We start from the raw sequence: 22,332 nt of genomic DNA, 5'->3' as shown, positions 1-22,332 counted from the left end.
AGTTATTGAAAATAAAAATGTATTATATTAAACTTTAAATGTATATTATTATACTAAATGAAGTAATTATTTTGGGAGATGTTAAAATGAATAAAGTACATGCAAATATAGATTGCTATAATCCTCAAATACTATTTGTAATTGATGGAAGTTGCCTTCCCGAAAATCCAATTCCTGAAACTCAATATCACTGCCATGAAGATTTTGTTGAACTTTCATTCATAACTGCTGGATCTGTAGATTATTTAATAGAAGGTGAAAAATATACCTTGAGAAAAGGTCAAGTACTTATTTCTAATCCTGGAGTTTATCATCAAGAGCTTTTTGAAGAAAATACAAATTGTAGAGAGCTACATATTGGTTTAACTAATTTAAATTTATTTAGTAATATAAAAAAAGACTATATTGATATAGATGATAAAAACGTTCTCACATTTGTTAAATATAAAGATGAAATATTAAAGAGTTGTTTAGAAATTCTTGAAGAACAAAAAAACTATAATCAAACTTCTCCTTTTATGCTTAAATCTCTAGTTATGAAACTACTTGTATTATTATATAGAGAAATAAATGAGGAGGATACTACTCGTGATTCTAAGGAATTTTCATTTAAATCACGTGAAAAGAAAGCCTTAGTTGAAAGTATAACAAAATACTTAACTGAAAATTATACAGAGGACATTTCACTGTATACCTTATCAAAAAATATGTATTTAAGTCCTGTTTATATATCTAAGATTTTTAAGGAGCTTATGGGAGATTCTCCAATAAACTACTTAATACAAATAAGATTAGCTAAAGCAAAAGATTTATTAGAAGACTCAAAGCTTTCAATAAAATCCATTGCTAAAATGGTTGGATATAGTGACCCATATTACTTTAGTAAGCTCTATAAAAAGTATTATGGAGTTTCACCTAATAAGTCAAGAAATATAGGTTAAAACAACTATAAAAAATAGACCTCGGGGCAATGCCCCTAAGGCCCATTTTTTTATAGCTCTTTAATACTATTTAGTCTCTTTCCATTCATCTATTTGTTTTTGCATTTCAGTTATAACCTTATCTATTCCTTGCTCTTTTAATTTAGCATTTAATTTTCCTAGGTATTCATCTACATCTACTGATCCACTAAAAATTGCTGATTTAAATTCTTCTATTACATTATTTATTGCTGCAATTTCATTAGAAACACTTGATGAATCAAATTTAAATCCTAATGCTGGTGATATTTTTGATTTATCATTAAAATCTTTAAATTCTTCCCATTTTGTATCTGGTTCCCCTTCTAATTTATAAGTTATAAATAAATTTCCTAATGAGAAATAAGCTACATCATAGTTCTTTTGCTCTGGATTAAGTATTTTTATATGATCTTCTCCAACTTTCTCATAGTGAGTACCCTCAACCCCATAGTTTATTATATTTCTTAAAGTTTTATCTGTATTTAATAATGATAAGAATTCGAAAGCTTTATCCTTATTCTTAGAATTACTTGATATCGCAATTAATGACCCTGTTGTTGAAGCATTAGTAATTAATGTCTGAACTATAGGAGATGATACTACTGGATAATTTAGTGATTTTGACCAAAGTTCATCAGCATATGGTTGTCCATCTGCTTTTGTTACAAATCTTTTAACTGATTTATCATCTTGAGCTGTTGCAGAATCTGCATTTATATATCCAGCTTGATAATACCTTCTTAAAGTATTTAATCTATCTTTCATTTGTTGTGTTTCAAATATATTTTTTATAGTTAAAGATGTATCGTCTGATTCTATTCCAACTGGATCTACTATTGAGTCAAAAAATACTCCATAAGAGAATCCCTTAGTTATATATAAAGGAACTACATCAGGTTCATTTTCTTTTATAATTTTTAGCCATGGTTCTAAATCTTCTAGGCTGTGTATATCTTGATATGGTATATTATATTTATCAACATATTCCTTAGTAAATGTCCACATTGGAGCTACTCCTAGTTCCTTTTGGTTTGGTACGCCATAAATTTTACCATCTATAGTTGCTCCTTCCCAGAACCTTGAATCAACTGCTTCTTTTAATTTTTTTCCAGTATCTGAATTTAAATATTCATCTAATTCTAAGAAAGCTCCTTTTCTTGAATTTCCTAGATAATCTCCAGCCCATGAACATGTAAATGCTAAATCGTAATCTTCACCTGAGTTAATTACAACTGACATTTTTTGATTGTAATCACCGAATCCTGTAAACTTCATATCTAGATGAGCATTTATTTTATCTTCTAAGTATTTATTGGCTTCAGCTAATACCTTATCTAAATCTTTTGGTTCTTCACCAATTGCATACCAAGTCAATGTAGTTAGTTTATCTCCTTTTGTGTTAGAAGCTTCCGTAGATTTACCACATCCTGTAAAGATAGCTGAAGTTGCCATGATAGCACAAGTTGCTAATGCAACCATCTTTTTCACTTTTCTCATTATATATTCTCCCCCTTAATTTAATAACGTTTACAGGATTTATTATAATATTTTGTAATAATATTTTATAGTGCACTTATTTCATATTTAATTAACTAACTCTAGGTTAATTAAATAGTACAATACACAAAATACTTTTCTCATTATAAAAAATATAGGCCCCAGCGGCAGTGCCCGCTGAAGCCCAACTAAATAAAAAATTATACAAATAACTTATTTAGAATTTAATATACTTTCAATACTTTCAAGTTCTTTATCACTAAAGCTTAAATTATTTATTATATTCTTATTATCCACTATTTGTTCTGCCTTACTAGCTCCAATAAGAACTGTTGTAACAACATCATTTCTTAATACCCAAGCTAATGCCATTTGAGCTAATGTTTGTCCTCTTTCTCCTGCTATATTATTTAATTGTCTTATTTTTTCAAGCTTTTCCTCAGTTATATCTTTTTCATTTAAGAACTTACTACTTACCTTTTTAGCTCTTGAATCTTCTGGAATTCCGTGAAGATATTTATCAGTTAACAATCCTTGAGCTAAAGGTGAAAATGCTATTGAACCTATCCCTTCTTCTTTATGAACATCATGTAGTCCTTCTACTTCGCTCCAACGATTAAACATACTATAGCTAAATTGATGGATAAGACATGGAGTGCCATTTGCTTTTAATATCTTAGAAGCTTCTTTTAACTCTTTTGGATGATAATTTGATAATCCTATATATAATGCTTTTCCTTGCTTTACTATATCAGTTAATGCTCCCATAGTTTCTTCAAGCGGTGTATCTGGATCTGGTCTGTGATGATAGAATATATCAACATATTCTAAATTCATTCTTCTTAAACTTTGATCTAAGCTTGAAATTAGATACTTTCTTGAACCACCATTTCCATAAGGACCTGGCCACATATCGTATCCAGCTTTTGTTGATATTATCATTTCATCTCTATAATTAATAAGCTCTTTATTTAATATTCTACCAAAATTCTCTTCAGCAGACCCATATACTGGCCCATAATTATTTGCTAAATCAAAATGTGTTATCCCATTGTTAAAAGCCTCAAATATTATTGCTTTTTGATTTTCAATTGGATCTACGGAACCAAAATTATGCCATAATCCTAAAGCAACCCTAGGTAAATATAAACCACTATTACCACATTTAATATATTTCATTTCATCATATCTGTTTTCGTTTACATCGAACATATCCTCTTCCCCTTTATTAGACTCTTAAATTATTTTATAAAGATTTATATTCCATTACCATTAATAAAAAAATTATAAACTATCTATGCTTACAAAATTTATATAATTCTCTTAATGTAAATTTTTATAAGCTAATTAGAGCCTTTGTATTAAGTTAATTCATAATTTTAAATTTTTATTGTAACTTTAAAATCTTTATTTGTATTATATTTTATACCATTTATTATCTAATAACAACTGTATTAACTTTAAATTCCTCACACCCATGAACTATTTATGGTAATATAAAAATAAAGCAAAAATTTTCATATTTGCTCCATTCATTTCTAATTCAATAATATTCAATATATACATCTAATCTCATTATATTTTATCCACTTATATTTAATCTAACCTATTATAAATTTTCACTTTACTTATCTGCTAGTTTTATAACTAACTTTATTAATCTTATATCTCAATTAATTACGATTTTAGAAAAATATAATATCAAATTACTCAAATATGATATTATATTATTCAAAATATTATTCAAAATATTATTTTAATAACTTAATAACTAGTACTAAATTTGTTCTTTAAAATTATTATTATACTTAAAATAGTAATAAATAAATATACTATGCCATAAGTATGTATGCCTAAGTATTTCACTAAGCCACCTGTTATTAAATTTATTACAGCTGGAAAAATTGTATAACAAAATAAATTAGTAATTATAAATGCTGTTGAATGCTTATCTTTAGGAACTAAAGTCCAAATTAATTTATTTTGCATAGGAAGTAACAATCCATTTATTAATCCATGCATAAGTGCTAATACCATAATTATAATATAAGAATTAGCAAATCCGAATATAACCCATCTTATAATTAATAGGATTCCTACTAATTTAAAAACATAATTTACATTATCATAAAAATTTAATTTTTCTATAACAGGTAATAGTATAACTTCAAATGCTATCATAAATATTGGAATCAAACCTATAAATGCATCTGGTGCATCTAACTTTATCATTAATATTGGTGTACCATAATTAACTGAAGCTGCTATTACTCCTGTTAATATACCATAAGTATATATAAATAATCTAAAATCTTTATTTTTTAATATATTTATTATATTTAAATAAGATTTATCCTTAGAAACTACTTTTTCTTCAGATCCTGTTATTTCAGGTAATCTAAAAAATAATATTAATGTAGTTGTTAAAAATATACTAGATATTAATATAGACTTATTAATACCTAGATAAGCTAACGATATTGTAGATACTATTCCAGCTATCCCATAACCTATAGTACCAAATACTCTAATTTTCCCAAACCTTACCCCGTACTTATTTGATAAATTTAATAAATATTCATCGTTAGCTACACCACTTGGTTGCATCATTATTGTTCTTATAAGATTTATAATAAAAAACAACTTAAAGTTATCTATTTTATATAATAAGAATAAGGTAGCTATATTCATTGAATAAACTAATTTATTGAAAAAAACTAGTTTCTTATACTTATCAATAATTGCTCCCCAAACAAAAAATGTGAATATAGATATTAACGGCAATACACCAAGTATAATGCTTATTTCTCCATCACTGAACCCTTTAACTGATGCCATAAATAATATGAATACATTATTTATTATTGAGTTTCCTATGCTTCCTAATATATATGTTGAAGAAAAAACATTTACTATCTTATTTATATTTTTACTTTTGTTATTCAATTTTCAAAATAACTTCTAATAATTTTTTCAGCTAATTTATGCTTTACACTATAATCTTTAGGAAGACTTTTTTCTTTAGTACTTTGTAATCTCATTGGCCAATCCCAAAAACAAAATCCCTTTACAAAATCCCTTTTAGAACTTTCCTCTAAAAGCTCATAATAAAATTTATACTGCTCTTCTTCACTTGCTTCACCATCTAAAATTAAAGTCCAATCATTTGGAAATTTTCCTGCACCTTTAATAGATGGACAACCAGCTTCTGAAAAAAAGAAGGGCTTATTGTACACATTAACTACAGTTTCAATTCTATCAAGTTCCTTAGATATTGTTCCAATTGGATAATATCCAGATGATGATATATAATCTAATGCATCCCACCACTTAACATTATGTTCTTGATATTTATCACAGTTATATGTTAATTTACCACTATACACTTTTCTTATTTTATTTATTAAACTTCTCCATTCCTTTTCCCTATGATCTGTTCCAACAAGTTCACATCCAATTATCATCATATCAACGTCATTTTTTTCAGAAAACATACTATAATTCATTAGATATTCATTGTAGCTTTCGAACCAATCACTCCATTTTGGCTCACATGCTACATCCTCATCGAAGAATCTAATATAAGCTCTCCAATATCCATCACTTACATTAAGCATTGGTTTTAAAATAATTTTTAGCCCTTTATTTTTTGCATATCTCACTAATTCAGATAATTCCTCATCCACTGGCATATGATCTCCTTGCCAATATATTTTTGTGGAATAGCAATGCTCTTGAACAGCTGAAAAAGCAAAAGTTATGGTATTTATATTACATTTATCTACCTGATAATCTATTTCTTTTTTCACTTCTTTAACTACAACATCATTTTTCCAATTCCAAGTTATAAAATTAAAACTCTTAATTTCAAAGTCTTTCTTCATCATTAATCTCCTTTTATTTAAGAAGCTAACTTAGAGTTTAGCCTCACAAATATTAAGGCAAATATGCTAAAAGAAAATAATACTAAAATCTCTTTAAATGCAACTCCAAGCGATATTAAACTTATAAATAATAAGACTGCTGTTATAAGATTTTTAGGATTCTTAAACATCAAAACTAATACATTTAAGTAACTTTTCTTTTCTTCATTAAAAAGTAACTCCACTCCATAGTAACTCCAATAAATACTTATCATAGAGAAAATATACATAAGTAATATGTTGATACTTGTAGCCATTGGCATATTTACTCTTCTTAATAAAAATATTGCTATTACTAATGTCAATGAATATGCTCCAGTTAATAACCCTTCTTTTTTATAAATTTTCATATTCTTTATCATTAAAGTGTTAAAATGCTTTACTAGGCTTGAGTATCCATCAACTTCGCCTTTTAATAACTCATTCATTACTTCAATTACTGAAAAAATAACTGGAACAAGTGTAAAAGAAAATAATCCTAAAGTAAGATAAATTAATGCAATTATATTAGTTATCATTATTACATAAAGTGAATTAACGAATCTAAATGTCTTATTATTCATAAGCCAAAAACCTCTCCTAATTATTAAATGTAAATTATTAAACTCAACTTATTAAAAATAAATTGTTAAAGCTATTTATAAATTCTATTTATTTAACCGCTCCATCTGTAAAGCCATTATAAATATATTTTTGTAATAATAAGAATACTATTGCTGTTGGAATCATTATTAATATAACTCCAGCTGCTATTACATTCCATTGTCCACCATATGGTCCTATAAATTTATATAAAGATGTCGCAACAGTTCCAAGTTCTTGGCTTGGTGCATATAAAAATGGTGTGTAGAAATCATTATAGATAGCTACTCCTCTTAAGATTATAATTGTTGCTATGGCAGGTTTTAATAAAGGTAATATCAATCTATTAAATATATAAATATAAGATGCTCCATCAAGCATTGCAGCTTCATCATTTGCAATAGGAATTGATTCCATAAATTGCATCATTATATAAATACTCATTACATCTGCTCCTAAATAAAGAACTATAGGAGCCCAAATAGTATTATATAATCCTAATTTAGATATTATTTGGAATGTTGCTACCTGTGTTGTTACCATAGGTAAAAACATTGGTAATAAATATATAAGTAAAATTGCTTTCTTTAATTTAAAGTCAAATCTTTGAAGTACAAAAGCTACCATTGCTCCTAATAAAATAGTTCCTGCTAATGAAATGACCATAATGAAAGCAGTGTTCATAAATCCTTTTAGCATACCTCCGTCTACAAAGGCCGTTATATAATTAGAAAAATTAAACATATTTTCAGGCAATGATAGTTTACTACTTGAATAAAACTCCTCATATCCTTTAAATGAGGCCAAAAATATAGTTACTATTGGAAGTATAAATATGAATGCTGCCAATATACATGATAGGTATTTAGTTACGCTCCAAGCTATTTGACTTACTTTTGATTTAAGTATATCTTTATCACTCATTATTTTTCCTCCTTAAAGAAAATATTTTGTATAAGTGCAACAGTTCCAACTATGAACATAACTACTACAGCCATTGCTGATGCTTTACCTACTTGATTAAACTTAAATGCAGTGTTCATTGTTTCAATTACAAATGTTGAACTTCCATTAGCTCCACCTGTCATTATATACGGCATTTCAAATACTGAAATTGCACCTGAAATATTAAGTATTAGATTTAGCTTAATTATATTTTTTACTGATGGAACTAATATATATTTGATCTTATGCCATTCCCCTGCTCCATCTATTTCTGCTGCCTCAAGCACTTCTGTTGATACTGATTGCATTGCTCCCAAGAAAATAATAAAGCTATATCCTATATATCTCCAAATAGATGTAAATGCTAATGAGTAATTAACTACATTTTCATTTCCAAGCCATAAAGTTATATATTTCTCTAAACCTATCATTTTCATAAGTGTATCTAATGTTCCTTCAGGTTGGAAAAAGAATAAGAACATTAGTGAAATTGCAACTCCATTAATTAAATATGGGAAAAAGAATACTGATTTAAAGAAACCCTTTCCTCTTAACTTTGAATTAACTAATACCGCTAGATAAAACGCTAAAATTAATTGAATAATTCCACCTACAAAGTAGTAAATACTATTTTTAAAAGCTCCAAAAATATCTGGATTACTAAATATATCTATATAGTTTTGTAATCCAACAAAGGTCTTAGTTCCATACCCCTTCCAGCTTGTAAAACTATAAGTTATCATATTTATAGCTGGCAAATAAGTAAATAGTAATAAAAATGTGATTGGTACTATTAGAAATAGAAATATTATTATTCTTCTTTGTTGTTTATAATCTAATCTACTAAACAAGACCCTATCCTCCTATTTGTCATAATAAGAATTTCAGTTTAGGAAATTTTCCTAAACTGAAATTTAAATTTTTCTTATTTATTAATTTGATGCTGCCTTACTCTTATTCCAAGCATCATTATATTTTTTAACTACTGCTTCGAAATCTGCACGACTCTTTTTAGCTGCAATAACTGCTTCTTGAATATAAGAACCTTCCCAGAACTTAATTCCAGCATTATTTGCTACTTCTGTTGTTAAATCACTTGCTGCTGGATCTGCTTCTGCTGGATCTGCAAGCATTAATTCAACGCCTGATTCTTGATAACCCTTAACTACAGCATTCTTAGACTCTTGTCCCTTTTTAGCTGGTATCAATCCTTCGCTATCAGCATATCCTGATGTAGTATAGAATTTAACAAAATCTTTTGCTTCTTCTTTATGTTTTGAATGTGAACTTACTGCAATAAATTGATCTGGACCAGCTTCTGCCTTTAATTTACCACTATTATTAACAGGGAATGGTGCTATTCCAATATCATCTGGGTTAGATGATAATCCTTGAATTTGTGGAACTGCCCACATACCTAAAGCCATCATAGCAATTTTTCCATTTGCCATATCTGATTTTGATTGTTCCCAGTTAGTTGTAGTTAAATCTCCTTCAACCCATCCACTACTTACAAATTTATATAAAATCTCTAAAACGTCACCTGTTGGTTTTCCTGCTAACAAAGTATCATCCATTTTACCCATATCTCTATAATAATATGGATTTCCATATGCTACTGAAGCAACTGAATCATATTGACCTAATGGCCATTTATCTTTAGAGTTAATTGCTAGTGGAACTACGCCTCCCATTTTAGCAAGCTTGTCCGCTAAATCGTAAAGCTCATCTATTGTTTTTGGAAATTCATTATAACCTGCTTGAGCTACAACTTTTTTGTTATAAACTATACCTGTTGCTCCTAAACCATTTGGTAATCCATAAACATTATCTCCATCAGCTCTTTGTGTAACACCTTGATAATCCTTTAATTCGTCTACTGTTCCTAATGGTTCAAAAAATTGTGATAGTTCTGTACTTGTTATTGCAGGTAATATATTAAGTACATCACCATAATCTTGAGTATTCATTCTTGTTTTTACAACACCTTCGTAATCAGTTATTCCTTCCCACTCAATTTTTACTCCAGTCTTCTCAAAATACTCATCACCTATTTTTTTAAGAGTAGTATCAATAATATCTGTTCTATGAGTTAAAACCTTTAATGTAACACCCTCTTCTTTTGATGTTCCTTTTGAACTACAACCAGCAAAAAGAGTCATAGCAAAAATTGATAAACAAATTGTGCTTATTAGTTTCTTTTTCATAAATCTCCCTCCCAATAAATAACTTTATAAATTACATTTTAGAAAACGTTTCCTGCAGATACATTCTACATCCTTCTTCTATAAATGTCTATACTTTTAACTTGTGTTAAATATACTTTTATTTTGATAATTGCATATTTTGACCCTCATTTTATTAATAAATATTTCAAAATTTAACTATTTTTTATAAAATTATTAATAATGCAAAGCTAAATTATCTTAATATATGCAATAATTAAGATATGCCAACAAAAAATAGCCAGAAATAATATTTATTATTTCTGACTATTAAATAATTAATAAATGTATATAACTCCCTTAATTCGGAATATAACATAATAGAACTTATATATTTTTTATTATATTTTATTTCTTTGCAAATAATTAAATAATGCACCTAATAAATTTGCATCATTTTCAAATTTACACTTTTCAATTATAGGTCTAACCTTTGCATCTGATAAATCACCCATTATTATATCTAGTTTTTCATTTATTCTATCTATGAAATCTGGTCTGCTACTTATTGCACCTCCAAGAATAATTTTCTCTGGATCATACATGTATTGAATATTAAATATACCTAATGCATTATTTAAATAAAACTCATCTATAGCATTAATACAATCTAAATCTCCATTTTCAGCTAACTCAAAAACTTTTTTCCCATCTATTTCGTCTTCATTAATATTTTTTAATTTAGCCACATTTTCTAATAGAGCTCCAACCGCTCCAGTCTTACTCCAACTTTTAAATCTTATATTATTTCCTTCTTGAATTCTTTCTAAAATACAATATCCAAATTCTCCACCATGTAAATTATTTCCTTTATGGATTTTTTTGTCCTTTATAACTGCTCCTCCAATTCCTGTACCGCATACTACAAATAATACATCATTATTATCTTTAGCAGCTCCTTTCCATACTTCTCCTAGGGCAGCACAATTTGCATCGTTTTCTATTTCTAAAGTTAATCCTAATTCTTCACCAAATACTTTCTTAAAGTTTGGTCCATGAATACAAGGTAATGCACTTGCTCCTCCTATTAACCCTGATTCACTATCTACTCCTCCTGGTGCACTTACTGCAACTCCAATTATGTCATTCTCTTCTTTTGCTTTGTTAATTACATTAATCATAGATTCTTTGAATAGTTCAAAATCATTCTTTGCTGATTTATAACTTCCTTTTGATAAAAATTCTCCTTCTTCAGTCATAATTGCATACTTTACACTGCTTCCACCAATATCAAATACTATATAATTATTCATACCTTTCCATCTCCCCATTATTAAAATCTTTATATTATAATTTTACACGCTTATAAAAACGTTTTCTACAGTATTACAAATTAAAAACTACTAAACATAGTAGTTTTTATAAACAAATAAAACTTTATATCATTATTTAAATAATATATAACAATTTTGTATTTACTTTATCAATATAAATATTGTAATAACTTTTTATTTATATTTTTTTATGTATTACACATTACTTGCAATTATTTAATAATACTATACCTATCTTACAATTATAGCTTTAAATTCATATGTATCATATCTATGTCTTGAAAATGAATATTCAAATACTTTCCCATTATCTAAATATCCTATTCTTTCAACTTCTAAAACTGGCTCATCATTTTCTAAATTTAAGTATTCCTTATCTATTTCATCTGATTTTCTAGCTCTAACAGTTGAGTGAGAACTTTGTATTTTAAAATTCATTTTATCTTGTATATAGCAATATAAAGAACCTTCTGCATCAGATCTTTTTATTCCTGGAAAAAGATATAATGGCATATAGGTCTTCTCAATTACAACAGCCTTATTATCAACATATCTCACTCTATGTATGAAGCATACAAAATCATCTTCATCTATTTTAAGATTCTCTGCAACTTTTGAATCTGCATTTATTATCTTAAAGTCTAATAATTTACTTTTTATTTCATGCCCTGCATTTGTTACTGTTAAACCTAAAAATTGATTTTTAATAGCTAAATCTTCAATTTGATCCTGAGACATATCCTTTACAAAAGTACCTGCACCTCTTCTTTTAACTATTAGTCCTTCCATGACTAATAAATCTAATGCTTTTTTTACAGTCATCTTACTAGCATTAAATTTTTCACAGAGCTCTTTTTCAAAAGGTAATTGCTCATTTGCTTTATATTCGCCATTAGTTATTTTCTCCTTTATATAAATGGCTATTTGCTCATACTTAGTCATACTTTTCTCCTTATTATTTATATATCATAGATTAATTTGTTTTTCCTTATAAAATAAATTATATTTCAATTTATAATTTCAAATTGCTAAACTCAATTATTTAATTGTTATTATATACTATTAAATATATAGCTACAATTAAAATTATACCCCTGAATGCAGAATAATTGTAATTTCCAATATTCTTTTGACTTCAGGGGTAATTAACTAACTCATAACTATACTGGATAACTCTTTAAAACAGTAACATTACCTTTTATCTTATATTCTCCTAAAGTTGCTGGAATTAGATAGCTATCTCCCATTTTTATAGTTTCTGAAAAATCTTTTCCTTCTATTATTCCTTCTCCTTCAACGCAAGTGTACATATCAAATTTTTCAATATCACTTGAATCTTTATACTCTGAAGTAATTGATATCTTTTCTATTCCAAAATACTCATTTTTGCATAATAAACTATGGTTATATCCATCATAGTTCATTACTTCTTTTTCACTTAAATTCTCACATTGAAGATCAAAATTTATAACATCTAATGCTTTTTCAACATGAATTTCTCTTGGTCTTCCATAATCATATACTCTGTATGTTACGTCACTATTTTGTTGAATCTCAGCTATTATAACCCCTTCACATATAGCATGAACTAATCCACTATTTATTAAAAAGCAATCACCTTTTTTAACTTCAATTTTATTCAAATAATTTTCTACATTATTATTTTTTATAGCTTCTTCAAATTGCTCTTTAGTACAATCCTTTGTTCCAACTATTAATGATGCACCTGGTTTAGCATCCATTACATACCATGCTTCTGTTTTTCCATAATCACCTTCATACTTTGCTGCATATTCATCTCCTGGGTGAACTTGTACAGATAATTTTTCTTTTGAGTTAATGAGTTTTATAAGTAAAGGAAATTTTTCAAGTGTTATCTTTCTTCCGACAAGTTCATGTCCATATTTCTTTATTAAATCATCAAAGCCTATTCCTTTTAATGAACCATTTGCAACAACTCCAGTTCCATTTGGATGACATGCTATATCCCATGTTTCTCCTATTTCACCATCTGGCATATTATCCCTAAATGCTTCAAAATCTCTACCACCCCATATTTTTTCATAATAAAGATTTTCAAATTTAATTGGATACATTAATCTTCCTCCCTTGTAACTATTCATATACTCTTACTATATGTATACTATACAATAAAGATATATACTTTTAAACACATTTCCTATACTTTTTAACAAAAATTTTTTATTATGCATTTGACACTACATAATCTTTTGGTAATTTCCATAATATAGTTAATAATATTGATATTGATATTGATATTGATATACTTATTATAGTATAAATATCCAAATAACTCCTTTACAATATATATTATATACTTTATATTTTTAATTTATAAAATATACTTTTCTATACAATCTGCTACAGAATCAACTAAATATGACACATGTTCCTTAAGTTCTTTTTCTACATGATGAAATGTAAATGAATTTTTAGTTATATTAAACATAGAAACATCATTCCATGAATCACCTATTGTATATACATCTTCATCTTTTATAAGTTCTTGATTAGAAAGATACTTTATTCCATTTCCCTTTGAACATCCTAGTGGTACTATATCTATATAAATATCATTTCTGTATGCAATTATTTTATCTCCATAATTTTTATTAATTTTATTTTTTAGTTCTTCTATTTCTAATATATCTTTTGTAGGATTATATATAGAAATTAAGCTTAGTTTCTCTTTTATTTCATCTATTGATTTTACTCTTTTCTTTTTAGGATATGGTAAATTATCTCCATCAGTTAATAAATATGTATTAAATCCCGATTCTACTGAAATAGCTACATTCTCTTCTCTTATTTCATTTATAATGCTATTAATAACATTCTTTTCAATTATTTCTTGCCTGATTTTAGTACCTAAAGCATCTACTATTAAAGCTCCATTTAGTAATACATAGTAATTTGCAAATATCTTATATTCATCTTTTAACATTTGTACTCCATTGTATGGTCTTCCTGTTGAAACTACTAATAAATCTTTTTTTCTTTGAAGCTTAATTATGGCATCTTTATCCCTTTTTATTACTTCATTATTATTTATTAATGTTCCGTCAAGATCTGTCGCTAGTAATTTGATCATTTGTTCCTCCAATATATTTTGATATTTTCATCCTATAATTTTACCATATTATAACTTAAGTTTTTATAAATAAATTTTTACAACATCATATTTTAATTTTAAATAATCTTTATGCATTTTTAGAAGATAATACTAGGAATTAAAAACTTCATATTTCAAATAATATAAGTATAAGGAGGGATTAATATGCCAACAAAACCTAACTCAAAAAAGATTTATTTACCTAATGAAAGAACTGGATATGCACCAGAAAAACATTCTTTGGTTAGCCATGGTAAGGTTGAAGGACCATCAAGTCCATTACCTAGTACAGTCGAAGATGATATAGTTGTAAATAATATTGCTTATATGGAATTTGATTATACAGAGCAACCAGAAGTAGATCCAGAAATTGATACAAATGCTCCAAGTAAATAAGCTATATTAATTATGTAATACCCCCCAAAATAATTTATACGTCAATATTTCTCTAATTTTTAAAATAGTAATTTATTATAAAGGAGAGATACAATATGTCTAACAATAAGAAAAAACGAACTGATGGTAAAGCACCAATGAAAAATAAAAGTTTTGCAGTTCCTGTTACTTCAAATAATACCTCTACCTCATTTTATGAGTATACAAAAAAAGAGCAAGTTGCTAGAAACACTAATAAAAATCAATTATATTAATAAACAAATATATGCAAAAATAAACTAATATTACGTTTAAATGGACAACTACTAAATTATTAAAGGAATTTTCCGATAATTAAGATAGTTGTCTTTTTTTATTTTTGCACAATTTATTTTAAAACAAATTATATTTGGAACTTATGGGAGGGTTATATGAAAAAACTTTTTAACATTAAAAATAGAAAGAAAGGAAACAAATACAAATTACGAAAAAGCTCAAAAGCAAAAAAAAATAAAATAACTAAAATTAATAGACTACATAAAATATCAAATAGACTTATAGGTTGTTTCCTTTTAATTATAGCTTTAATAATATTTATCTGGGGATTAGGACTTTATAATATGAAGCAAATTAACGACGCTTCTGAAAAGCTTTACTTTAATAATACTTTAGGTATAACTTACATAAATGAACTATCAGAAAATTCCACTTATAATTATCTTGCTAGTAAACAATTAATTATAAGTAGAGATGATGATTCTAATAAAGTATTAATACAAAATATTTATTATAATAATCAAAGAAATTCGCAGCTTATTCAGTTATATATTAATTCAATTACAAAAGAAGAGGATAGAGAAAGATTTGATGAAATAATATCTTCATTAAATGAACTAGAAGAAAGCAGTAATCAAATAATTTCATTAGTTAAAGAAAAAAAATTTACTGAAGCAAATGATCATGCATATGATTTAGATACTAGCCGCGGAAATTTTACTATAAAAATAGATAGATTAGTAGAATTAAATAGTAAGTGGGCCCAGGAATCCATAATATCTAATGAAACTATTTATAATAACTCATTAAAACTTACATTAATCGTAATAATAATATCAATCTTAATCACTTTAATATCATCAGCAAGAATTACTCTTAGAATTTCTAAATCACTAAAGAAAATAATGGATTTATCTAATAGAATTGCAAAATATGACTTATCAGAATCTATAGAAATAAATTATAATGATGAATTTGGAGCCATTGGTACGTCTCTAAATACAGCACAAGAAAACTTAAAGAATATAATAAATTCCGTTAAAAATAGCACCGAAATGGTTAACTCTTCAAGTGAAGATTTAGCTGCCTCCATAGAAGAAGTAACATGTCAATTTGATTTGATAAGTGAATCTTCTAATGATATTAATTCTACAATTCAAGAAACTAGTGCTATAACAGAAGAGCTATCAGCTTCAATTTTAGAAGTTAGTGCTAGTATAGATGTACTTTCAGAAAAAGCTACTGATGGAAATATTAATTCTGAAAAAATTCAAAAGCGATCAACTAATATTAAACAAAATACTGAATATGTTATTGATAATACAAGCAACTTATATAAAGATGTTGAAAACGATATAAAAGAATCAATTGAAAAAGGAAAAATAGTTAATGAAATAGTTAATATGGCTAACTCTATCGAAGAAATTGCAGAACAAACTAATCTTTTGGCTTTAAATGCTGCAATTGAAGCAGCTAGAGCTGGTGAACAAGGAAAAGGCTTTGCAGTAGTAGCTGAAGAAGTTAGAAATCTAGCAGAACAATCTCGCTCCTCAGTACAAACCGTAAAAGATACTATAAAACAAGTTCAAATAGCCTTTAATAATATAACTGATAGTAGTAATAAGCTATTACAATTTATGAATAATGAAATAATGAAAGAATTTAAGGGATTTATTAAAGTTGGTGATAAATACGAAAAGGATGGAATATTTATTAAAGGAATGAGTGAAGATATTGCTGCAATGTCAGAGGAAGTATCCGCTACAATGATTGAATTAAATGATGCTGTTCATTCTGTTGCTTCAATGACTCAAAATTCATCTGCAAATGTTAATTCAGTTAAAGATAGCATAAATGATACTACAAATGCTATAATTACAATTTCTGAAACTGCTCAAAATCAATCCCAATTAGCTCAAGACCTTCTAGAATTAATATCACAATTTAAACTTTAAATAAATCTGAATGTCTCCAAACCATAATTTAATAATTAATTTTGAGATTCTCTAAACAAGAAGAACCTAATAAGATTTAATTGTTCTTATTAGGTTCTTTTTATTTATTATTTTAACTTATTTAATTTTCATATATAACAAATTATTACTTTTAGTACTAGTTATTTATAGATAATCCATTTATTATTCTTGTGATTAATATCTAAATCCCATCATAGATCCAGTTCTTCCCCAAGCTCCTCTTCCTCTACTTTCTGAATTAAATCCATATCTATTTCCTTGTCCTTGACCTTGATAACCCTCGCCATAATAAGGACAATGTTGATTTCCCCAGCTAGAATAATTATTATCATCACTTATATTATAGTCTTCGCCTATATTAGAATTTTCAGTTTCACTTATCGCTGGATCACCTGCTGCATCTATTATTGCACTACCTTCCTCTGCTGCAAAAGCTATAGCCCCTGTCCCAATTGTAATAGCACCTATTATTGATAATGATAAAATTAATTTTTTCATAGTTATTATACCTCCAATAAATATTTCCTTAATTAAATAAATATTACTCTTATAAATAAGTATTTTTTAACTGTCCTTATTTATTAAGTATCTTTAAGAATATAATAACTTTTATTTTTAATAAGTTAATGACTAATTTGTGATGAATCTGTGAAAACTTATTTTTCTTTTATTAAATTTCTAGGAATAATAAAAGAAAATTTACTTCCTTCCCCTATATGGCTTTCCACTCTATAATTAAATTCATGTGCTAATATTATTTCCTTAGAAATGGCTAATCCTAACCCCATTCCCCCACTTTCATTTCCTTTATAATATCTATCCCAAATATACTTAATAGATTCTTGTTCTATTCCCTTTCCATAATCCTTAATATATATTTCTATATTCTTATCTACTTCCTTCAACCCAAATACTATATTTTTATTCTTACCTTCAGAATGTTTTATAGCATTAATAAAAAAATTAGATATTACTCTAAATAAATAATTATTATCTATGGAAGCAAAAATCTTCTTACCATCTAAATTTTTATCTATTTTAAGATGTAAACTATAATTATCATAATTGCCTTTAATTAAATAATTATTTAACTTATCATAACTTTCTTTTACAAAATTCTTTATCTCATACTCTAATGGCTTAATTACTTTTTTATTATCTCTTAGTTTTGTTAAAACCAATATTTCTCCTACAAGATCTGTTAATATATCAACTTCTTTAATTATACTAGATGCATATTCAACAACTTCCTTACCAGAAACTAACTCATCCTTTATAACCTCACTGTTAGCTCTAATTACACTTAATGGTGTTTTTAAATCATGACTTACATTTGCAATAAACTCCTTTTGCATATTATCTTTGACTTCAAGTTCCTTAGCCATATTATCTATGCTGTCATTTAATTCCTGTATCTCATCTTTCGTATTAATTTCAAATTTACTACCATATATTCCTTTAGAAATATCATTAGCTCTTTTTCGTAAGGATATTATTGGCTTTGTAAATTTTTCTCCAAGGTAAATAGCTATAAAAGCGGATATAATTAATGAAAATATAAATATTGATATCATTATTAAATTAACACTTTTTATTAATGATTTTGTTCCTTCATAGCTTTTATAAACTACTATATCACCGTAGCCAGAATTTCTTTTAAGTCCTATATATGTGTTGCCATCACTAGACTTAAAAATCTGCCTACCTTTTATACTCTCGTAATCTATATAATTCATTTGTCCCATCATGCCCATCTGACCCATATGCCCATGTCCTTTACCAGCTTTACACATATTCGTAACTTTTCCATTATTAATTAATACAGCATATATATTCGCCAAATCTGTAACAGTATTATTCTTTGCTGCTTCCAAAACATATTCACTGGCTTCTTCCAAATCAATATACTCATTATTTATATAAATCTTTGGTAAAATAAATGATGTTAAAATCAATCCAATAATCGTCACTACCAAATTCATTAATATCATATACTTAACTATTCTTTTACTTATCTTATTCATTATTCTATAGTAAGGCTATAGCCTACCCTCCATACAGTCTTCAGATTTTTTCTAAAAAACTCCAACTTTTCTCTTAGTTTTTTAACATGCGTATCTACAGTTCTAGTATCTCCATAAAAATCATACCCCCAAACACTAGTTATTAAATCTTCTCTTGTAAAAACTCTATTCCTATTCTTAATTAAAAACATTAGTAAATCATATTCCTTAGGCGTTAGAATAATCTCATTATCCTTTTCAAAAACTCTTCTATTATTATCATCTATTCTCAAATTATCAAATCTAATTTCATTCTTATATTCATTTTTAGGACTATTTATCCTTAATCCAACTCTTAAAACTAATTCTCTCATACTAATAGGCTTTACCATATAATCATCTGCACCAAGTTCAAACCCAAAAATCCTATCTTCCTCTTCTCCTCTAGCACTAGTTATAATAACTTGTGTTTTATTATTTAAGGACTTAATTTTCTTTAAAAGATACCAGCCATCCTTATTAGGCATCATTATATCTAATATGACTAAATCATATGTACTATCTTCAATTAAGTCCTCCGCTACTTTACCATCATTAGCCACAGTAACCTCATATCCACCCTTTTCAAGATATAACTTCATAACTTTACTTATTTGCATCTCATCTTCTGCTACTAAAATCTTTCTCATATATCCTCCAAATTAATATATTTCTGTACTTATATTCCTAAATATTTATTTATAAATAATATAGCATACATTAAAAACTACATCTAACTATTCAAACTATAAAATAAACTGTATATTAATAGCAAGAATTTGTTCAATTAACTCTACTCTATACATAATATTTTATACTATACATATGTGTTTTAAAAACGTGTTGTTTTAAATATTATTAGATACTCATTGATTAATCTATAACTTAATTGTCTAAAATTAAAATATACATTATATGTACTATATATATTATATGTTCTTAAAATATTCTCTTCTATTTCAATACCAAAATAATAATATTAAGGATGAGTAAAATGAAATCTAAAAATAAAACTATCATAGAATATAGCAATGATCCTATAAAAGAAAATACAATTAAAAATATTTTTAAAACAATTAATGATCATTTAGATTATCTTAATACAATAGATATATTTAAAGATAAAAAAATCAAATCTTGTCCTTATTGTCAAAATAGCAAATTTATTAAACATGGAAAATTTAGAGATATTCAAAGATACAAATGTAAAAATATAAACTGTTCTAAAACATTTTCTGCTAAAACTAATTCACCTTTTAGTTATTCAAAGAAAAATATTACATTATGGATGAAATATTTATCTCTTATGAATAGTGGAATGTCTATAAGAGCTTGTTCTCATATTTTAGGAATAAATATTGCAACCTCATTTTATTGGAGGCACAAAATACTTGTTGCAGAATCTTCCAATAATAATTTTAAGATTTTAAAAGATTATGTTGAAGCAAATAAAATAATGATAAAAGAAAATTTTAAAGGCAATAAAAAATCTAAAACTTTTAATAGAGAAAAAATATTTATAATTTGTGCCATGGATAATAATGAATCAATTTTATCTAAAGCAATATGCAGATATTCTATCTCTTTAGCATCGATATCAAAGAACTTCTATCCTAACCTAGATAAGTCAGCTTTTTTAGCTACCTCTGGAGATAGATGTTTAGTTGCCTTTGCTAAAAAGCATAACTCTACAATCCCTAAAACAAAATTAGATAAATTAAATAAAATTAACCTAAATGAAATTAAATTTGGGAATTTAAATAGTAAAAATACTTTTTCCTATGCTGAATTACCTCATATCCATAGCTTCTCTTTTAATATTTATAGATGGCTTAAGAAGTTTAAAGGGGTTGCAACAAAATATTTAGAAAACTATTTAAGCTGGTACATTCTTGACTACAAATCTAACTATTCTCTTGGAAACTCCAACCAAATTATACTATTAAAGAAACTAAATGATGAAAATATATATTTAAGAATTAAAGATTTTTCAACTTTTAAATTATCATATCAATATACTTGTATTGGTAATTATTAATTTACTATTGAATCAATTACTAATACCAGCATAAATTTTATTTTTATATCATTATTCTTATAGCTTCAATTTATAGAAACAACAATTTGTTAAAACACATATAAATAGTGTTAATATTTAAACCACACATATATGTCAATATGCTTGTGAAATTCTTATTATATTAACAGGTATATTTCTAATAGTACGTTTTTTATAATAGTCATTAAATTATTTAGTTATCCAACTCATAAATTTAATCTTATTATATTTAATTATTTAATTCATAAACTTAAATGATATACTTTTTATTTAAAATAAAAATAGAGCAATAAATGTATTACTCTATTTCATATAAATACTTCTAAATATGTTTATATAATGTTTCACTTCTTTATATAAGAATTTTTAATTTTATACATATAATTCACGTATAATTCTGCTGATTTCAAATAAATTTAATATTTTAAATTATCTTCTCTTTTACTATTTATATTCTGCTCCTGCATCTACTTTTGTAACTTGAACTGCTGTCATATTTTGTTTATTCCCATTTGTAATTTCATGCCATTCTCCTGTAGGGATAAATACTGTACTTCCTACACTAACGTCAAATTCATTTTCTCCAACCTTTATTTTTCCTTCACCTTTTAAAAATATAAATATTTGTTCTCCATTTGGATGTCTGTGTGTTTTTAGAACTTGACCTGGCTTAAAAAAATAAACTTCTGAAGTTATATCATTTCCTGAAAATACTGGTATCTTCGGAACCACCATATCATTATATTGCTCTATTGTTCCATTTAAAAGTTGTTTATTAATATCCATACTAAAACCTCCATAATTCTAAAGCTAAATAATATTTATGAAATCTCTTTACCCTTAGTATTACTTTTCAGAAGTATATTATTCTATATAAATATTTAATAATGATACTAATATTCACTATAATAATAATCCTTTAAAAATATAACCTGTAATATTATCAACTATACTATTCTCAAATATAAAAAAGATACTCATATAACATAAATATGTCCTATGAGCATCTTTTCTCTTTTCTATATTAATTATTTATCTTTAAATTAATCTTTAATTATAGTGA

21 protein-coding genes are annotated in these 22,332 nt (G+C 26.3%); 5 read left to right on the top strand and 16 right to left on the bottom strand.

All coding sequences use genetic code 11. The features are described 5' to 3' along the window. Positions 1-86: 86 nt before the first annotated feature. On the top strand, positions 87-941 hold the full coding sequence (locus I2E83_RS05700; RefSeq protein ID WP_195428944.1) for an AraC family transcriptional regulator: 855 nt from the start codon (positions 87-89) through the stop codon (positions 939-941). A 66-nt stretch (positions 942-1,007) separates the two neighbouring features. Here the strand turns inward: I2E83_RS05700 and I2E83_RS05695 are convergent, their stop codons facing one another. The 12 genes from I2E83_RS05695 to I2E83_RS05640 form a co-directional block, all read right to left on the bottom strand. Further along, on the bottom strand, positions 1,008-2,459 hold the full coding sequence (locus I2E83_RS05695; protein WP_195428942.1) for an ABC transporter substrate-binding protein: 1,452 nt from the start codon (positions 2,457-2,459) through the stop codon (positions 1,008-1,010). A gap of 213 nt (positions 2,460-2,672) precedes the next feature. Then, positions 2,673-3,671 (bottom strand): L-glyceraldehyde 3-phosphate reductase, encoded by a 999-nt coding sequence (gene mgrA, locus I2E83_RS05690; protein WP_195428940.1) that lies wholly within the window; start codon positions 3,669-3,671, stop codon positions 2,673-2,675. Positions 3,672-4,223: 552 nt separating this feature from the next. Further along, the gene (locus tag I2E83_RS05685; RefSeq protein ID WP_195428938.1) at positions 4,224-5,405 is read right to left on the bottom strand and encodes an MFS transporter; all 1,182 of its coding nucleotides are present in this window, start codon (positions 5,403-5,405) and stop codon (positions 4,224-4,226) included. Then, positions 5,402-6,343: a 1,4-beta-xylanase gene (locus tag I2E83_RS05680; RefSeq protein WP_195428936.1), complete on the bottom strand. Its 942-nt coding sequence runs from the start codon at positions 6,341-6,343 to the stop codon at positions 5,402-5,404. The genes I2E83_RS05685 and I2E83_RS05680 overlap by 4 nt, the downstream gene beginning before the upstream one ends. Positions 6,344-6,360: 17 nt before the next feature. Continuing rightward, positions 6,361-6,945, bottom strand: a complete 585-nt coding sequence (locus I2E83_RS05675; RefSeq protein WP_195428933.1) for a hypothetical protein — start codon at positions 6,943-6,945, stop codon at positions 6,361-6,363. An 88-nt stretch (positions 6,946-7,033) separates the two neighbouring features. Next, entirely contained in the window at positions 7,034-7,888 is an 855-nt protein-coding gene (locus I2E83_RS05670; RefSeq protein WP_195266815.1) for a carbohydrate ABC transporter permease, read from the bottom strand. Next, positions 7,888-8,760: a sugar ABC transporter permease gene (locus I2E83_RS05665; RefSeq protein ID WP_195428931.1), complete on the bottom strand. Its 873-nt coding sequence runs from the start codon at positions 8,758-8,760 to the stop codon at positions 7,888-7,890. Before I2E83_RS05665 ends, I2E83_RS05670 begins: the two co-directional genes overlap by 1 nt. A gap of 81 nt (positions 8,761-8,841) precedes the next feature. Beyond that, positions 8,842-10,116 carry an ABC transporter substrate-binding protein gene (locus I2E83_RS05660; RefSeq protein ID WP_195428929.1) on the bottom strand — a complete coding sequence of 425 codons (1,275 nt, stop codon included), beginning with the start codon at positions 10,114-10,116 and terminating at the stop codon, positions 8,842-8,844. Between the two features lie 359 nt (positions 10,117-10,475). Then, complete coding sequence (locus tag I2E83_RS05655) at positions 10,476-11,387, bottom strand: ROK family protein (protein ID WP_195428927.1); 912 nt, start codon at positions 11,385-11,387, stop codon at positions 10,476-10,478. A gap of 252 nt (positions 11,388-11,639) precedes the next feature. Next, on the bottom strand, positions 11,640-12,350 hold the full coding sequence (locus I2E83_RS05650) for a GntR family transcriptional regulator (RefSeq protein WP_195266811.1): 711 nt from the start codon (positions 12,348-12,350) through the stop codon (positions 11,640-11,642). Between the two features lie 218 nt (positions 12,351-12,568). After that, positions 12,569-13,504, bottom strand: coding sequence for a type I phosphomannose isomerase catalytic subunit (locus tag I2E83_RS05645; protein WP_195428925.1), 936 nt, complete (start codon positions 13,502-13,504; stop codon positions 12,569-12,571). Positions 13,505-13,761: 257 nt separating this feature from the next. Further along, positions 13,762-14,520: an HAD-IIB family hydrolase gene (locus I2E83_RS05640; protein ID WP_195428923.1), complete on the bottom strand. Its 759-nt coding sequence runs from the start codon at positions 14,518-14,520 to the stop codon at positions 13,762-13,764. Positions 14,521-14,706: 186 nt separating this feature from the next. Here I2E83_RS05640 and I2E83_RS05635 point away from each other — a divergent pair, with 186 nt between their 5' ends. The 3 genes from I2E83_RS05635 to I2E83_RS05625 all read left to right on the top strand — a co-directional run bounded on the left by I2E83_RS05635 (position 14,707) and on the right by I2E83_RS05625 (position 17,147). Beyond that, positions 14,707-14,937, top strand: coding sequence for a hypothetical protein (locus I2E83_RS05635; protein ID WP_195428921.1), 231 nt, complete (start codon positions 14,707-14,709; stop codon positions 14,935-14,937). Positions 14,938-15,032: 95 nt separating this feature from the next. Then, complete coding sequence (locus I2E83_RS05630) at positions 15,033-15,191, top strand: hypothetical protein (protein WP_195266807.1); 159 nt, start codon at positions 15,033-15,035, stop codon at positions 15,189-15,191. Positions 15,192-15,347: 156 nt separating this feature from the next. Beyond that, positions 15,348-17,147, top strand: coding sequence for a methyl-accepting chemotaxis protein (locus I2E83_RS05625; RefSeq protein WP_195428919.1), 1,800 nt, complete (start codon positions 15,348-15,350; stop codon positions 17,145-17,147). A 195-nt stretch (positions 17,148-17,342) separates the two neighbouring features. On the opposite strand, the gene I2E83_RS05620 is transcribed toward I2E83_RS05625, so the two are convergent. From I2E83_RS05620 to I2E83_RS05610, 3 genes are all read right to left on the bottom strand, one after another. After that, entirely contained in the window at positions 17,343-17,666 is a 324-nt protein-coding gene (locus I2E83_RS05620; protein ID WP_195266825.1) for a hypothetical protein, read from the bottom strand. Positions 17,667-17,824: 158 nt separating this feature from the next. Then, positions 17,825-19,192 carry a HAMP domain-containing sensor histidine kinase gene (locus tag I2E83_RS05615; RefSeq protein WP_195428918.1) on the bottom strand — a complete coding sequence of 456 codons (1,368 nt, stop codon included), beginning with the start codon at positions 19,190-19,192 and terminating at the stop codon, positions 17,825-17,827. Beyond that, positions 19,192-19,860, bottom strand: coding sequence for a response regulator transcription factor (locus I2E83_RS05610; RefSeq protein ID WP_195266827.1), 669 nt, complete (start codon positions 19,858-19,860; stop codon positions 19,192-19,194). Before I2E83_RS05610 ends, I2E83_RS05615 begins: the two co-directional genes overlap by 1 nt. 344 nt (positions 19,861-20,204) lie before the next feature. Between I2E83_RS05610 and I2E83_RS05605 the strand changes: the two genes are divergently transcribed. Further along, the gene (locus tag I2E83_RS05605; RefSeq protein WP_195266828.1) at positions 20,205-21,248 is read left to right on the top strand and encodes an IS1 family transposase; all 1,044 of its coding nucleotides are present in this window, start codon (positions 20,205-20,207) and stop codon (positions 21,246-21,248) included. 465 nt (positions 21,249-21,713) lie between these two features. Here the strand turns inward: I2E83_RS05605 and I2E83_RS05600 are convergent, their stop codons facing one another. Beyond that, positions 21,714-22,055 (bottom strand): cupin domain-containing protein, encoded by a 342-nt coding sequence (locus tag I2E83_RS05600; protein WP_195266829.1) that lies wholly within the window; start codon positions 22,053-22,055, stop codon positions 21,714-21,716. Positions 22,056-22,332 lie beyond the last annotated feature (277 nt).

It is taken from the genome of Clostridium sp. D46t1_190503_E9, from assembly GCF_015555225.1.
In the GTDB taxonomy this organism is placed as follows: Bacteria; Bacillota; Clostridia; order Clostridiales; family Clostridiaceae; genus Clostridium.
The sequence above is the reverse complement of the archived record's forward strand: the minus strand, read 5'-3'. Positions and strand labels throughout refer to the sequence as shown.